Annotated in this window: 14 protein-coding genes; 13 read left to right on the forward strand and 1 reads right to left on the reverse strand. The window is 34.8% G+C overall.

What is annotated here, in order from left to right; all coding sequences use genetic code 11:
• Window positions 1-161 precede the first annotated feature (161 nt).
• Both H4O20_RS11025 and H4O20_RS11030 read left to right on the forward strand, forming a co-directional pair.
• Window positions 162-1,727, forward strand: a complete 1,566-nt coding sequence (locus tag H4O20_RS11025) for a LysM peptidoglycan-binding domain-containing protein (protein ID WP_185099276.1) — start codon at window positions 162-164, stop codon at window positions 1,725-1,727.
• A 20-nt stretch (window positions 1,728-1,747) separates the two neighbouring features.
• Entirely contained in the window at window positions 1,748-2,725 is a 978-nt protein-coding gene (locus H4O20_RS11030) for a DUF4837 family protein (RefSeq protein ID WP_185099277.1), read from the forward strand.
• A gap of 107 nt (window positions 2,726-2,832) precedes the next feature.
• Here H4O20_RS11030 and tatA read toward each other — a convergent pair whose 3' ends face one another.
• A complete protein-coding gene (gene tatA, locus H4O20_RS11035; protein ID WP_139854182.1) occupies window positions 2,833-3,027 on the reverse strand; it encodes a twin-arginine translocase TatA/TatE family subunit in 195 nt (64 codons plus the stop codon).
• A 461-nt stretch (window positions 3,028-3,488) separates the two neighbouring features.
• Between tatA and H4O20_RS11040 the strand changes: the two genes are divergently transcribed.
• The 11 genes from H4O20_RS11040 (at window position 3,489) to H4O20_RS11090 (ending at window position 14,795) form a co-directional block, all read left to right on the forward strand.
• Complete coding sequence (locus H4O20_RS11040) at window positions 3,489-4,352, forward strand: M23 family metallopeptidase (protein WP_139854183.1); 864 nt, start codon at window positions 3,489-3,491, stop codon at window positions 4,350-4,352.
• A gap of 6 nt (window positions 4,353-4,358) precedes the next feature.
• A complete protein-coding gene (locus H4O20_RS11045) occupies window positions 4,359-5,855 on the forward strand; it encodes a GH3 auxin-responsive promoter family protein (protein WP_185099278.1) in 1,497 nt (498 codons plus the stop codon).
• Between the two features lie 23 nt (window positions 5,856-5,878).
• A complete protein-coding gene (locus tag H4O20_RS11050; RefSeq protein WP_185099279.1) occupies window positions 5,879-7,579 on the forward strand; it encodes a hypothetical protein in 1,701 nt (566 codons plus the stop codon).
• Window positions 7,580-7,581: 2 nt separating this feature from the next.
• Window positions 7,582-8,592 carry a dTDP-glucose 4,6-dehydratase gene (rfbB, locus tag H4O20_RS11055; RefSeq protein WP_185099280.1) on the forward strand — a complete coding sequence of 337 codons (1,011 nt, stop codon included), beginning with the start codon at window positions 7,582-7,584 and terminating at the stop codon, window positions 8,590-8,592.
• Window positions 8,593-8,680: 88 nt separating this feature from the next.
• Window positions 8,681-8,893 carry a hypothetical protein gene (locus H4O20_RS11060; protein ID WP_158319106.1) on the forward strand — a complete coding sequence of 71 codons (213 nt, stop codon included), beginning with the start codon at window positions 8,681-8,683 and terminating at the stop codon, window positions 8,891-8,893.
• Between the two features lie 113 nt (window positions 8,894-9,006).
• Window positions 9,007-9,864: a glucose-1-phosphate thymidylyltransferase RfbA gene (gene rfbA, locus H4O20_RS11065; RefSeq protein ID WP_185099281.1), complete on the forward strand. Its 858-nt coding sequence runs from the start codon at window positions 9,007-9,009 to the stop codon at window positions 9,862-9,864.
• 3 nt (window positions 9,865-9,867) lie between these two features.
• Window positions 9,868-10,413, forward strand: coding sequence for a dTDP-4-dehydrorhamnose 3,5-epimerase (gene rfbC, locus H4O20_RS11070; RefSeq protein ID WP_185099282.1), 546 nt, complete (start codon window positions 9,868-9,870; stop codon window positions 10,411-10,413).
• Window positions 10,410-11,357 (forward strand): dTDP-4-dehydrorhamnose reductase, encoded by a 948-nt coding sequence (gene rfbD / locus H4O20_RS11075; RefSeq protein WP_185099283.1) that lies wholly within the window; start codon window positions 10,410-10,412, stop codon window positions 11,355-11,357. The genes rfbC and rfbD overlap by 4 nt, the downstream gene beginning before the upstream one ends.
• Window positions 11,290-12,414, forward strand: a complete 1,125-nt coding sequence (gene wecB, locus H4O20_RS11080) for a non-hydrolyzing UDP-N-acetylglucosamine 2-epimerase (RefSeq protein WP_185099284.1) — start codon at window positions 11,290-11,292, stop codon at window positions 12,412-12,414. Before rfbD ends, wecB begins: the two co-directional genes overlap by 68 nt.
• A gap of 1 nt (window position 12,415) precedes the next feature.
• The gene (gene wecC / locus H4O20_RS11085) at window positions 12,416-13,624 is read left to right on the forward strand and encodes a UDP-N-acetyl-D-mannosamine dehydrogenase (protein WP_221442823.1); all 1,209 of its coding nucleotides are present in this window, start codon (window positions 12,416-12,418) and stop codon (window positions 13,622-13,624) included.
• Between the two features lie 211 nt (window positions 13,625-13,835).
• On the forward strand, window positions 13,836-14,795 hold the full coding sequence (locus tag H4O20_RS11090; protein ID WP_185099285.1) for a hypothetical protein: 960 nt from the start codon (window positions 13,836-13,838) through the stop codon (window positions 14,793-14,795).
• Window positions 14,796-14,977: the final 182 nt, after the last annotated feature.

Consider the following 14,977-nt stretch of genomic DNA (forward strand, 5'->3'; position numbering starts at 1 on the left):
CTTAGTAGCTCGAAACGCTAAAATTGCATAATTTCGCAAAAACGTTATTTTTGAAATAATTAAATGGCATAATTTGCGTTATCTATACTTGAGTATTGATAAACAATTCTGCTTAAAAATTAATCAGGCAAATTTGCCGAAATTATTATTGCACCAAGCTAATGAAAGTTAATAAAATCCTTCCACTCATGTTGATGCTAGCCTTCAGTATGAGTTTTGCACAACAAGGAAAGAAACAGAGCAAAAGTATTGATACTAAAAAAATCAAAGTTGTTGACTCTATTAAAGTCACTAAAATTTCTAGTGATTTACCAACCACAATTGTTGCTACAGGAGTTAAAGATAGTATTGTATACAATCTAAAAGATATGGCATTGGCCAGAAAAAAGGATAGTTTGTGGCTTAAGGAGCTTTACAAATCCGATCTTTTTGACGATATCTATAATAGCATTGTAAACCAAGAATACGAGCCTGTTGAATACGAAGAACTTCCTACTGAAGTCTTAAAGCAACGTTTAAAAGAGCTAGATGCTCGCACACCTTTTAATGTTGAGTACAACCCTTCATTAGAAAGTGTGATTAAGCAATACCTAAAAAACAGACGTCGCGGAATTGAGCGATTAATGGGTTTAAGTGAGTACTACTTCCCACTGTTTGAACAGGAATTAGACAAGCACAATCTTCCGTTAGAATTAAAATACTTAGCAATTGTTGAATCTGCGCTTAATCCATCGGCTAAGTCTAGGGTTGGGGCAACCGGGTTATGGCAGTTTATGTATCCTACAGGAAAGATGTTTGGATTGGATGTAAATTCATACGTAGATGAGCGATCAGACCCTATTCGTTCTACCGAGGCAGCTTGTAAATACCTAAAAAGCCTAAATAACAGTTTTAATGATTGGGATTTGGCACTTGCAGCTTATAATTCAGGACCTGGGAATGTATCAAAGGCAATCCGTCGTTCTGGCGGAAGAACAAACTATTGGGATTTACGCAGCTTTCTTCCACGTGAAACGGCGGGATATGTCCCTGCTTTCTTAGCGACAATGTACATCTTTGAATATGCCGAAGAACACGGTTTTAAAAAGCAAGCAGCGAGGATACCATACGTAGCTACAGATACTATTAGAGTAAAGCAACAAATTACATTAGATCAAGTTTCAAAATTCACAAACCTAGACATAGAAGAATTGGAGTTTTTAAATCCTGCCTATAAACTAGGGATTATTCCTGTAGTTAAAGGAGAAAACTATACTCTTAGATTGCCATTAACATCAGTTGGTACGTTTGTAAACAATGAAGATGCTATTTATGCACATCTTAATAAAGAACAGGAAAATGTAGAAGAAGAGGCTCCAGAAATGTACGATCAACCTGAAAAGGTTCGTTATCGCGTACGAAGAGGAGATTTCTTAGGAAAAATTGCCCAGCGATATGGTGTAGGAGTTAGCCAAATTAAGAATTGGAATGGGATGCGAAGCAACAACTTGAAAGTAGGTCAAAATTTAATTATTTATCCTAAAAAGAACCCTCAAGACATAGCAAGCAATGCGCCTGCAAAAAGAACTAACACGGCCGAAAAAACTTACACAGTTAGAAGTGGTGACTCATTATGGACTATTTCTCAAAAATTTCCTGGTGTTTCAGTACAGAACCTCAAAAAATGGAACGATATTAGTGGTAATAATATAAAGCCCGGAACTAAACTTAAAATTTATAAAGGATAGTTCCCTAAAATATCCTTTTAATGAGATCAACATTCGTATTACTGCTTTCGTTTTTATTTGTTTTTACCTCTTGTACCGACAATGGAAAGAAAGACAAATCCCTTGTTCCTGATTCTGTTGGGAATATAAACGCTCTTCAAGTTATAACTCCTAACGACTTGTGGAATGGTGCAACAGGGGAGGCAATTCGCAAACATTTTGCAGCTCCTGCAGATGGCCTTCCTCAAGATGAGCCATTGTTTTCAATGAATCAATTGCAGCCTGAAATATTTACTGGTTTTGCACGTAGTAACAGGCTTTTTCTATATGTTACCTTAGGAAATGAGGATAAGGTTACACTTGCTACTAATGAATATGCCAAGCCGCAAACAGGGGCCATAATAAAGGCTACTTCAGAAGAAAAATTGGTAGAGCTTATCAATAAAAACGCCGATAAGATTATCGAATCTTTTTATAAGTCCGAAATAAAAGAACGTCAAAGAAGAACCTCAATTTCATTGCTAAAATTAGACACTTTAAAGAGTTTGATGGGGGTTAGTTTAAAAGTTCCTACGGCATATCGCATTGCAAAAGCAACAGATGAGTTTTTCTGGCTTCGAAAGGATTTAAAAGATGGAACTACCAACATATTAATCTATCCTGTACCGTTAGATATGATTAAGAACGACAGTACGGCTGTAGGAGATATTATAAACATTCGCGATTCGATAGGAAGTAAATTACTACCTGTTGAAGACGATAGTGCTTTTATTACCGAAGATGCTTACGCCCCATATTTGTTTAAAACGACTATTGACGGCAAATTTGCTTATGAGACCAAGGGAACTTGGGAGGTGAAAGATGCTTGGATGGGCGGGCCATTTATTAACTATGCGGTTAAAGATGAAAAGAACAATCGCTATTTAATATTAGAAGGTTTTACCTATGCGCCTCGAGCATCTAAGAGAGATCTACAATTTGAGCTAGAATCTATTTTAAATACAGCTAAGTTTGAGTAAAAAATTAAAACGCTTCCTGTATTAAAAACACTGGAAGAGCATAAATACAAAAAGAGCCTTTCAATTTTAAACTGAAAGGCTCTTTTTATTAAATATAACAACGAAAGTTATTTGGTTTCGTCAATTTTTTTCTCTGGAGTTTCGTCTTCTTTGGAAGCGTCTTTAAATTCTTTAAGACCACTACCCAAACCGCGCATAAGCTCTGGGATTTTCTTTCCACCAAAAAGCAGTAGTACAATCACAACAATCAATACAATCTGCCAAGGCCCTATAGCGATAAAAGGTAAAAATAAACTAGTCATAATTCATAGATTTTAGTTTGGCAAAGGTAACAAGAATTGTTTAGATAGAACGTTTTCAATCCAATTTTAGCATCATTGGCTTATATTTTCTTTATATGTGTAAAGTAAAGAGCTAATAAACTTCTATAGTAATCTAAATATGTGGGCAACTTCGATATAACTCTGTTTAAATAGTGTTTGTTTACTCTTACTTTCCAATTTCTAAAAGCCCTCTTATATTTAAATTTAACCTTATATCCCTTATCTAAAGATTATACGTCCTTATAATAATTTATATTTGTAGAAAGCAAATGGATTGTACTCTCAAAATTCCTTTATGGGAAATATGACTATAAAGCCATAAGACGTAAGATTAAAAATGATTTGTAGATTTAGATAATTGAAAGGATTAGCCTTGCGTTATAAGAACCTTAAACTCGTCATTCCTTTAAAGGATTTAAAGGCAATTACAAATAAAAAATATGTCCATAAAAGAAAAAAGAACCAAGAAGTTCAAGAAGAAACTGTTACATAAATACCGTTTGGTAATCTTGAATGAAGAAACATTTGAAGAGCGCTTTTCATTTAAGCTTAATAGACTAAACGTATTTATCTTTACTGTGCTCTCTTCTCTTTTCTTAATAATAACTACAACAGTAATTATCGCTTTCACTCCCTTACGTGAATATATACCTGGTTATTCTTCTACCACTTTAAAGAAGAAGGCTGCAAAGCTAGCATATCAAACAGACTCGCTACAGCAAGTTATTAGCGTAAATGATCAATACCTTGCTTCGATAAAAAAAGTGCTAACAGGAGACGTAAAAACGGTTGAGTTTAATAAGGATTCAATTATTGAAGTTGCCAAAACAGACCCTTCGGTATTGGTTCGTATATCTAGAAAAGATTCTCTATTACGGGAACAAGTTGAAAAGGAAGATAAATACAACCCTCTAGCTGCTCAACAAGTTCAGAAATACGTGCTATTTGCCCCTGTAAAAGGAACCATAACAGAGCCATATGATTCTAAGGCAAAACACTATGCTGTGGATGTGGTTACTATAAAAGACTCACCCGTAAAAGCGGTAGCAGACGGTACGGTTATTTTTGCCGAATGGACTGTTGCCACAGGTTATGTGATTATCGTTAAACACGGCAACGATTTAATCTCTGTTTACAAGCACAACGGATTGTTAACCAAAGGGCAGGGGGAAGTTGTAAAGGGTGGTGAAGTAATCGCCATTGTAGGTAATACAGGCGAACTGACCACTGGACCACACCTGCATTTTGAATTGTGGCGAGACGGTTTTCCAATTAATCCAACAAGTTTCATCGATTTTGATTAATTTCCTATGTCTATAAAATCATTTTCTGCTAAAATATTTTCAAAGATTGTTGTTTTTCAAATAAAGAAATGGGCGTCAAACCCTGTTGAAACACAGCAAAAAGTTTTTAATAGTTTGATATCTCAGGCAAAAAACACAGCCTTTGGAAAAGACCACGACTTTGGGAATATCAAAACATTTCAGGATTTTGCCACTCGAGTTCCTGTGCGAGATTATGAAGCACTAAAACCTTATGTAGATAGAACCGTTTCTGGGGAAGCAGATGTACTTTGGCCCAATAAACCGTTGTATTTTGCAAAGACTTCAGGAACAACCTCTGGTGCCAAATACATTCCGCTTACAAAGGAGTCTATGCCATTTCATATTCAGGCGGCTCGAAACGCTATACTGTGCTATATAAACGAAACTGGAAAAGCCGATTTTGTAGATGGGAAGATGATTTTTCTTCAAGGTAGCCCAAAAATGCAGGAAAAAAATGGGATTAAACTAGGAAGACTTTCAGGAATTGTTGCGCATTATGTACCGGCATACCTTCAAAAAAATCGTCTGCCAAGTTGGGAAACTAATTGCATAGAAGATTGGGAGTCGAAAGTAGATGCTATTGTTGAAGAGACCAAGAATGAAGATATGACCGTAATTAGCGGCATTCCTTCTTGGGTTCAGATGTATTTTGAAAAGCTTCAAGGCAATACGGGGAAAAAAGTAGGCGATCTCTTCAAAAACTTCAACCTCTTTATTTATGGAGGGGTAAATTTTAAGCCCTACCGAGCAAAATTCGAAACTTTAATCGGACGAAAAGTTGATAGTATAGAGCTATTCCCCGCAAGTGAAGGTTTTTTTGCTTATCAAGACAGTCAAAACGACAAGGGTATGTTACTGCTCCTTAATTCAGGTATTTTTTATGAATTTATAGAAGCCTCAACATTCTTTGATGAAAACCCTAAAAGGCTTACCATTGGTGAAGTTGAAATTGGCGTTAACTATGTAATGATAATTTCAACAAATGCGGGACTTTGGGGATACAATTTGGGAGATACTATACAATTTACTTCCACAAAACCATACAGGGTAATTGTGTCTGGTAGAATTAAGCACTTTATCTCTGCTTTTGGCGAACACGTGATTGGAAAAGAAGTAGAAGAAGCGATGAACAAAGCAATTGCAAAGTTTAATTTTTCCATTTCTGAATTTACTGTAGCCCCACAAATTACACCTCCTGACGGGTCGTTACCCTATCACGAATGGTTGGTAGAATTCTCTGAACCCCCCGAAAATACTGAGAAAGTTGTTGCTTTCTTAGATGCTGAAATGCAACGTCAAAATTCGTATTACTTCGATTTAATTGAAGGAAAAATTCTTCAACCTTTAAAAGTATCTTCACTTACAAAAGATAGTTTTCAAGCTTATATGAAATCTCAGGGAAAGCTAGGCGGTCAAAATAAAGTGCCTCGCCTTTCTAACGATCGTAAAATAGCAGATGCTTTGCTCGAAATTCAACCTTAAAATTAGTCTTATATTTGCTCTAAATGAATAAATTAAAATCACATACTAGAACACGTGCTCAAGAAAGCACAGGAGCCATCGAGAGGCTATATATAACAATGCGCCACCTCTTTAATAGAGGTTTTTATAAACCAATGGGCGTATCGGGAGAATCGCTTCGAGAGTCACTGTTAACACTACGTCCCGAAATTTATGGATCGTTAACAGAAGAAAAAACCGAATTACAAGGTTTGCTCTACATTATGGATCGTTTGCCTGAAGGCATTGAAGAATGTAGATTTATTAATCTTACTAGCGATGAAGGCTACAAAGACTCACATTTTAAGCCCATAATTCCGTTAAAACGTCGTAGAAACTGTTATCGCATAGACGATGAACAGATGAATATAGAAATTACCCGAGGTAGGTCGGAGATTTACGATATTCTAACGCATTTAACCTTCCTTTTTATTGAATCGCACAAAATAATGGAGCAAGTGCTTATTGAACATTCTGGAGAGGTAATTCGCGATTGGAAGAAGCTAGAGCAAGCTGTGTTTAAAAAAGGTAAACTTACCCAAGAAGAAAAAGAAGTAACACTTACACATACTGCAAACTTCTTAGGAAGAACTTTTGAAGAAGTAAAAAACATCTTCCCATATTTTGCCACTGAAAGCAACGAGAATCGCTTTTTCAACATAATTTACTTTATGGGGAAATTAGCGATGGAAGAGGTTACTGAAAACAATAAACGTCTTATCACATTTAGTCCTGTATTGCGTGAACGCTTAGGGCATCATATACACGGTGAAGAATGGGCTTATAAAATTAAGCAAGTGCTGCAAAAGGAAGGTCTTTTAGAGCGTCCTGTTCACATAATAAGTGCAAATATGCATAGTGTAATGAACACTTTATATGCCGAAAAAGCACTGCCTACCGAGTTTTCAAAGAAAAAGCCACTACAGGTTTACGAAGCTTTAAGTAGCCCTATTAATACCAAAATGCGGGAGAAAGTAAACAAAACAGCACTTTCTGAAGGCATGATTTTTATTGAAGATCAAAGTGGTACCAATATAGATGTTCAGATTATAGACACTGCCAAAATCAAGAATAGCCCATATGTTGAGGGATTAGCCGATGTTGTTGATAATAAGAAACCTGTAATTGTTGTAATGGACTACGCTTTTGGCGAGCAGGCTTATGAAACGATGGACGAGTTGCTTAAACCATTTGAAGACGCTAATAATATTCGTCATTTATTGAATGTAGTTTCTGTTTCTATTATGGGGAAAGCAGGAATTCTTGAAGGCGGAAAAGGAGATATTATGATTCCTTCTGCGCACGTTTTCGAGGGAACAGCAGATAATTATCCATTTAAAAACAGACTAGACAAGTCCGATTTTAAAAATCACGATGTAAATGTGTACACAGGAACGATGATTTCGGTGTTGGGAACTTCACTTCAAAATAGAGATGTACTTAAATTTTTTCACAACTCAACTTGGAATGTTATTGGTCTAGAAATGGAAGGTGCCCATTACCAAAAAGCTATTCAAGCAGCGGCAAAAATTAGGCGAAGTATTAGTTCAAAAGTACAGGTTAGATATGCGTATTATGCTTCAGATAATCCATTAGAAACTGGAAGTACTTTAGCTTCTGGTGGTTTGGGTACAACTGGTGTAAAACCAACGTATTTAATCACCGAAAAAATGTTAAAACAAATATTAGACACTCCTAAAAAATAATTTTGATAAACGATAAAGTACTGATTACCGGTGGTGCAGGATTCATAGGTTCTAATTATGTAGAATACGTCCTAAAAAATTCAGAAGACAAAATTTTCGTGCTGGACAAGCTAACTTATGCCGGAAATTTGAAGAATTTGGAGAGTGTTTTACAAAAAATAACCTTCATAGAAGGCGATATTTGTGATGCCAAATTAGTTCATGATTTATTCGAAAAATATCAGTTTAATAAGGTAGTTCATTTTGCAGCAGAGAGTCATGTGGACAATTCAATTTCTGGTCCTGGAGCGTTTATTCAAACAAACATTGTAGGCACTTTTAATTTGCTACAAAGTGCTTACAAAACTTGGATGTTTAGCCCAAACGAATTTAAGGATGGATTTGATAATGCACGTTTTCTTCACATTTCCACAGATGAGGTATACGGTACCTTAGGAGAAACGGGACTTTTTACCGAAAAAACACCTTATGCACCAAATAGCCCATATAGTGCGTCTAAAGCTTCTTCCGATTTTATAGTTCGCAGCTACTTTCACACTTATGGATTGCCAGTAGTAACCACAAATTGCTCTAACAATTACGGCCCGAATCAGCATAAAGAAAAACTTATTCCAACAATTATTCGCAAGGCAATTTCAGGAGAGCCAATTCCAATTTATGGAGACGGTAAAAACGTGCGGGATTGGTTGTATGTTACAGACCATTGCAGCGGAATTTATTTAGCGCTAAAAAATGGAAAACTCGGGGAAACATATAATATTGGAGGTCGCAACGAACGTGAAAATCTGTATATAGCCAATGTAATATGCGGATTGCTAGATGAAATGCGTCCCAGAAATCTTTCGTATAAAGAACAAATTACTTTTGTAACCGATAGGCCAGGCCACGATTTTAGGTATGCAATTGACGCTTCAAAAATTGAAAATGAGCTAGGTTGGAAAGCAGATGAAAATTTTGAAACAGGGATTAGAAAAACAATTGCTTGGTATTTAAACAATCAAGACAGACTTTAATAACACTTGTATAACACTCTGTTAGTTGGTAGTTTTGACAGTTCAAGTGAAAATATGATTAAGTATGAGAGTTCAAACAGCATTCAGATTGGATAAAGAGTTACTTGATGCGGCTAAGAAAAAAGCAAAATCTCAAAAAAGAAGTTTAAATAATTATATTGAGGTATTACTGCACAAGGATTTGGAAAACTATTTGAACAACGCTCCTGAAGAATCTAACTATGACTCAGAGAATGATGCGGATATTAATGCGGTGCAGAGTTACGATAAATGGATAAAATCCTTAAAAAAAGGGAATTAGAGGTCTAATGTTTTTCACTTATTTAAATTTGAAGAGCGATAGTAATTTTTAAAAAAATATCTTAGAACAAATTACTCGGTTTCATTCCGATCTGTTTTAATAAAGAAAAATATATGAAAGGAATAATTTTAGCAGGTGGTTCAGGAACAAGGTTACACCCTATAACCTTGGCTGTAAGCAAGCAACTTATGCCTGTTTATGATAAACCGATGATCTATTATCCGTTATCAACCTTAATGCTTGCGGGAATTAAAGATATTTTGATTATTTCTACGCCACAAGACCTTCCTCTTTTTGAGCAATTGTTAGGGGACGGTAAAAAACTGGGATGTAACTTTCAATATGCCGAACAAGCCAATCCAAATGGACTAGCAGAAGCTTTTATTATAGGAAAAGAGTTTATAGGAAACGACAAGGTTGCCTTAATCCTGGGTGACAATATATTTTACGGCTCAGGATTAAAAGAACTTTTACAATCAAACAATGATCCTGATGGAGGCGTTATCTATGCGTATCACGTTTTAGATCCCGAGCGTTATGGTGTTGTGGAATTCGACAAGTCGGGAAAAGCGCTTTCCATAGAAGAAAAACCAAAATCTCCAAAATCGAATTACGCTGTTCCTGGAATTTATTTTTACGACAATAGTGTGGTTGAAATTGCTGCAAATATAAAGCCTAGTGCCCGCGGCGAATTAGAAATTACCGATGTTAATAACGAATATTTAAAACAGGGAAAACTAAGCGTAAGTATTCTGGATAAGGGTACCGCTTGGTTGGATACAGGAACATTTGCTTCTTTAATGCAAGCCGCACAATTTGTTGAGGTTATAGAAGAACGTCAAGGTTTAAAAATTGGCGCCATAGAAGAAGCTGCCTACGAAATGGGATATATTTCAAAAGAACAATTAATAGCCTTAGCAAAACCTTTACTTAAAAGCGGCTATGGAAAACATTTACTTCAACTAGATTAAACTTTGGAACTACTAAAAACCCCTTTAAAAGATTGTTTTATATTGAAACCTAGCGTTTTTCAAGATGAACGCGGATTCTTTTATGAAACATACAACCAAAAATTATTTCAGAAAATAACCGGATTAAACATTGATTTTGTTCAGGATAATCAGTCTATTTCATCAAAAGGTGTTTTACGCGGACTTCATTTTCAACGAGGTGATATGGCTCAAGCAAAGTTGGTTCGGGTGGCTAAGGGGAAAGTGTTAGATATAGTTGTGGACATCAGAAAAAACTCTGAAACTTTTGGTAAGTCATTTTCAATAATATTAGACGATGTTGAAAACTTACAACTCTTCGTACCTAGAGGTTTCGCACACGGATTTATAACGCTTTCGGAGCAGTCGATTTTTTCATATAAATGCGATAATTTTTACGACAAGGCTTCGGAAGGTGGAATTATCTATAACGACGCAACCTTAGCGCTAGATTGGCATCTTCCAAAGGAAGAATTTATTGTTTCATCAAAAGATCAAGAACTTCCTAGTTTTAAGGAAGCTATTTCATGAAAAAAATACTGGTTACAGGCGCAAACGGACAATTGGGAAAATGCATACAAGATGCGGCAGCCGAATTTTCCGACTTTGAATTTGTCTTTGTTACTAAGCAAGAATTAGATATTGAAAACCCAGAGTTGCTGAAGAAATATTTTAGCGAAAATAACTTCACTCATTGCATAAACACAGCAGCATACACCGATGTAGAGAAAGCAGAAAGCGAGGCCGAAAAAGCCTTTACTGTTAATGCAGAAGCTGTTAAAAATTTAGCTTCAATTTGCACAAAGCACAATGTTGTTTTATTGCACATTTCTACAGATTACGTTTTTGATGGCAAAAAAAACAAAGCGTATTCAGAGAATGATGTTACCAACCCGATTAATGTTTATGGCGCTTCAAAGCTGAAGGGAGAAAGGTATATACAAGAAATCTGTAGTGCATTCTTTATTCTACGCACTTCGTGGCTTTATTCGCAATATGGCCATAATTTTCTTAAAACTATTTTGAAATACACTGAAGCAGGTACACCACTCACCATAACCACAGAGCAAATGGGAACCCCTACCAATGCAAATAATTTGGCGGAAGCCTTATTGCAAATAATTGCACAAGATTCCACAGAGTATGGCGTTTATCATTACAGCAATGGAGGTGAAACAACTTGGTATGGTTTTGCAGAAGCAATACTACTGCAAACCAAAAAATTAGAAGAAACAAATCTTGCAAAAACCAACCATTACAGTACTTTTGCCGCAAGGCCAGCGTATAGTGTTTTAGACAATACAAAAGCAAAAAATGTTTTGAATTTAAAACAACCAAATTGGCAGGAAAGCTTGCAAACGCTAACAAGAAAAATGATGATTAGTAATAATTTTGAGATAGATTTAAATGAAGATAAAAAATTTAATAGTATTCGGAACTCGCCCAGAAGCTATAAAAATGGCTCCGTTAGTTAAGGAGTTTTTAAAAAACGACAATTTTGAAACAACTGTTTGCGTTACGGCTCAACATCGTGAAATGCTAGATCAGGTACTTGAATTCTTCGAAATTAAACCTGATTACGATTTAAACTTAATGCGCCCTAATCAGAACCTTTATACTTTAACGGCTTCCATAATAGAAAATATGAAGCCTGTTCTAGATGAGTTAAAGCCAGACTATGTTTACGTTCATGGAGATACAACCACCTCTATGGCAGTTGGTATTGCAGCATTTTATAGCGGCGCAAAAATATGCCACGTAGAAGCTGGACTTCGTACATTTAACAGGCAGTATCCTTTCCCAGAGGAGTTTAACCGTCAGTTAACAGGAAAAATTGCAGATTTTCATTTTTCTCCAACAGCGCTTTCAAAAAACAACCTATTAGCTGAAAACACTAAAGAAGAAAACATCTTAGTAACAGGGAATACTGTTATTGATGCGCTGCTTTACGGAATCGAAAAGGTAAATGCAGCCGATTTTAAGGATGATGAAATCGAGAACTTAAAAACAGTTTTAGACTTTCAGAAAAAGATAATTCTGGTAACAGGACATAGAAGAGAAAATCATGGAGATGGGCTTATAAAAATATGTTCTGCGTTAAAAACAATTGCAGAGAATAATCCCGATGTAGAGATAATATACCCAGTTCACCTTAATCCAAATGTAAAGGGACCTGTAAACGAACTTCTTTCTGGAATTACTAATATTTATTTAGTGCCACCATTAGCCTATCCATCTTTTATTTGGTTGATGGAAAAATCGTATTTAATTATTACAGATAGTGGTGGTATTCAAGAAGAAGCACCTAGTCTTGGTAAACCAGTATTAGTTACTAGAACAACAACAGAACGCCCCGAAGCGGTTGAAGAAGGGACTGTTATTTTATTAGGAACCGATACAGATAGAATTGTTGAAGAATCGAATAAACTATTAAATAATACAGAATACTATAACGAGATGAGTATGTTGCACAATCCTTATGGAGATGGAAAGGCATCTGAAAGAATCGTTAATTTTATTGAAAAGAAATAATATGGATAATAAACCCACAGTAGTAATGATGGGACTTGGTTATATAGGGTTGCCAACAGCAGCCTTAATAGCTAGTAGAGGAATAAATGTGACAGGTGTTGATGTAAGTCAAAGTGTAGTCAATACAATAAATGAAGGTAAAATCCATATTGTTGAGCCTGAATTAGACGGATTAGTGCATCACGTAGTGAAGAATGGCCTATTAAAGGCATCTACAGAGCCTGTAACGGCAGATGTTTATTTGATTGCAGTGCCAACTCCATTTAAAGGAAAACACGTGCCTGATCTCGCTTATGTTGAAAGTGCCGTAACGAATATAATACCTACCCTTACAAAAGGTGCCTTGGTAATTTTAGAATCTACTAGTCCGGTAGGAACTACTCATAAAATTCGAGAAATAATTTACGAGGAACGTCCTGACTTAAAAGATGAAATCTACATTGCTTATTGTCCAGAACGCGTATTGCCAGGGAATGTAATTTATGAACTTGAGCAAAATGATCGCGCGATAGGGGGAATTGATGAAGCTTCTACGGATAAAGCTGTAAGTTTCTATAAAAACTTTGTAAAAGGAGAATTACATAAAACTAACTCACAAACTGCAGAGATGTGCAAATTGGTTGAAAACTCATCTCGAGATGTTCAAATAGCATTTGCAAATGAGTTATCAATGATTTGTCATAAAGCAGACATCAATGTTTGGGAATTAATCCGATTAGCCAATAAACATCCTCGAGTAAATATTCTTCAACCAGGAACAGGGGTTGGAGGTCACTGTATTGCAGTAGATCCGTGGTTTATTGTTTCAGAATTTCCTGAAGAAGCAAAAATGATACGCGCTGCACGTGAGATAAATAACTACAAAACTGAGTGGGTGATAGAGAAAGTGAAAAATGCTGCACTTCAGTTTAAAATTGATAACGGAAGAGATGCAGTAATAGCCTGTATGGGCCTTGCTTTTAAACCTAATATTGACGATTTAAGAGAATCGCCAGCGTTGCATGTAGCAGATCAACTTAGTACAGACGGGTTTAATGTTTTATTTGTTGAACCAAATTTAAGGGAACATAGTGTATACGAATTGACATCTTTATCAGATGCAAAGAAGAAATGTGATATTATGGTATTCTTAGTAGCTCACAACGAGTTTAAAGGTTTAAATGGAGAGATAGATATGCAGGTTTTAGATTTTTGTGGGATTAGAAGTTAACATTTATTTCTCAAGAAACACTTAATTTGAGTCTAGTTGTAATCATTAAAAAAGATTTCTTGTTAAATGCAAATCTTACCCTAATTTTACAATTCAAGAAACATTGTTAAAAGGGTTTAGTTTAATATTTAATATCATATAGAAACTTATGCGATAGATTTGCATCAGTTTTAAATATTTTAAGTCGAAATAATTCATAATATTATATTTTATGGCGCAGCAACAATCAGTAGAGGAAATAGATTTAGGATATCTGTTTAAAAAACTTAAAGAGACCTCAAAAAATTTAATTAAACTCGTCTTTAAAGTTTTAGATTTTTATTTAAAATTTTGGATAGTTGTATTAGCCTTAATTCTATTAGGGGTGGCTTATGGGTTCTATTTAGATAGTAATGCTAAAAAAGAATATGAAAACCAAGGAATTATTATTCCAAACTTTGAAAGTGTTGATTATTTATATAACAATATAGAATACATTAATAACAAGATTAAAACGCGAGATACTGTTTTCTTAAAACAAGTTCTTGCAGAAGATTTTGAAGCAATTAAGAAAATTGAAATAGAACCAATTTCTGATGTTTATAATACGATGACGAAGTCACGTGAACAAATAGATGTTTTTAGAATTTTATTTCAAAATCAGGACTTAGATAAATTCTTTGAGGATATTTCAAATAGTAAGTATTTTAAATATCACAAATTAAATATCGTTACAAGGGGAGAAGTTAATTCGAAAAATGTAATTGAAAAAGTTTTAAAATATTGGAATAGCAACGAGTTATACGATGAGTATAGTGCTTTATATCAGGAAAATGCTATTTTTCAAGTTAAGGAATATAATAAAATGAATTTACAAATCGACTCTATCATGTCAAGTGTTGTTAACAGTAACCAAAATGTAAATTCTTCAGGTGTTGTTATAAATGAAAATAGTAGTCTATTTGCCTTATTCGATAGAAAGGAAGAAATGCTAAATAAGGTTTTAGAAGCCGAAAAGAAAAGGGTTGATTACAAAGATATTGTTCGATTGGTAAGTATGGATTACAATAAAGAAATACACCACTTTTCAAATAAAATTAAATATCCTATAATTTTTATTTTCTTATTTTCTTTAGGAGCTTTTATAATTTATGCTTTTAAATACTTACGACAGTACGCGGAACAAGAGTAAAATGTATATTAATAAATAATACCTGTTTAGAAGGTAAAAGCTTTTGGCTACATAGTTTTGTAACCCATTACTGTCTTAAATAACTAAAGTGTAATTAAAAGGTAGTTTAAAGTTTAATTGCTTTCAATTTTAAATTATTAAGATGAATGGTGTGTTAATTTATACTATTATCTTTTTATAGT

Origin of the sequence: Aequorivita sp. 609 (assembly GCF_014212065.1) — a bacterium.
Classification (GTDB): domain Bacteria; phylum Bacteroidota; class Bacteroidia; order Flavobacteriales; family Flavobacteriaceae; genus Aequorivita; species Aequorivita sinensis.

Coding starts and splice junctions, on each gene's coding strand:
- H4O20_RS11090 (WP_185099285.1), top strand. CDS start 13,836: ATGGCGCAGCAACAATCAGTAGAGGAAATAGATTTAGGATATCTGTTT.
- H4O20_RS11040 (WP_139854183.1), top strand. CDS start 3,489: ATGTCCATAAAAGAAAAAAGAACCAAGAAGTTCAAGAAGAAACTGTTA.
- wecB (WP_185099284.1), top strand. CDS start 11,290: ATGAAGATAAAAAATTTAATAGTATTCGGAACTCGCCCAGAAGCTATA.
- H4O20_RS11030 (WP_185099277.1), top strand. CDS start 1,748: ATGAGATCAACATTCGTATTACTGCTTTCGTTTTTATTTGTTTTTACC.
- H4O20_RS11025 (WP_185099276.1), top strand. CDS start 162: ATGAAAGTTAATAAAATCCTTCCACTCATGTTGATGCTAGCCTTCAGT.
- wecC (WP_221442823.1), top strand. CDS start 12,416: ATGGATAATAAACCCACAGTAGTAATGATGGGACTTGGTTATATAGGG.
- rfbD (WP_185099283.1), top strand. CDS start 10,410: ATGAAAAAAATACTGGTTACAGGCGCAAACGGACAATTGGGAAAATGC.
- rfbA (WP_185099281.1), top strand. CDS start 9,007: ATGAAAGGAATAATTTTAGCAGGTGGTTCAGGAACAAGGTTACACCCT.
- H4O20_RS11050 (WP_185099279.1), top strand. CDS start 5,879: ATGAATAAATTAAAATCACATACTAGAACACGTGCTCAAGAAAGCACA.
- H4O20_RS11045 (WP_185099278.1), top strand. CDS start 4,359: ATGTCTATAAAATCATTTTCTGCTAAAATATTTTCAAAGATTGTTGTT.
- tatA (WP_139854182.1), bottom strand. CDS start 3,027: ATGACTAGTTTATTTTTACCTTTTATCGCTATAGGGCCTTGGCAGATT.